We start from the raw sequence: 312 nt of genomic DNA, 5'->3' as shown, positions 1-312 counted from the left end.
CCCCAGTGGAAGTGGATTTGTGAGAAGACATAGGTGCCATCGAGGGGGCCGCCACTCAGGTACGGCCTCTCCTTTGCCCACTTGGCACTCACTACCAGAGTGTCGCCACTGTTGGTGAGCTTCATTCGGAACGGCGGGACGTCGAAGTGGACCCATCTCAGAGGCTCGAGCTGCAGTGGTCTTGTAGCTCCGAGAGCGAGGTCTATGGGAGAAACCAACACTCCATCCTGCACACTCTGACCCTGTATCAGCTGCTTGTTCTTCGACTTCACATTTTCGTCTTCAATTTTTACCATTGTAACTTTTGAAGTA

General features: G+C 52.9%; 1 protein-coding gene. It reads right to left on the bottom strand.

Translation table 11 applies throughout. The annotated features are described in order from the left end of the window. Positions 1–296, bottom strand: a 296-nt coding sequence (locus P2081_RS20645; RefSeq protein WP_278924660.1) for a carbonic anhydrase family protein, incomplete at its 3' end; no start/stop codon positions are given. Between the last annotated feature and the right edge of the window lie 16 nt (positions 297–312).

The sequence above is a fragment of the Pseudophaeobacter profundi genome, assembly GCF_029697505.1.
In the GTDB taxonomy this organism is placed as follows: Bacteria; Pseudomonadota; Alphaproteobacteria; order Rhodobacterales; family Rhodobacteraceae; genus Pseudophaeobacter; species Pseudophaeobacter profundi.
The sequence above is the reverse complement of the archived record's forward strand: the minus strand, read 5'-3'. Positions and strand labels throughout refer to the sequence as shown.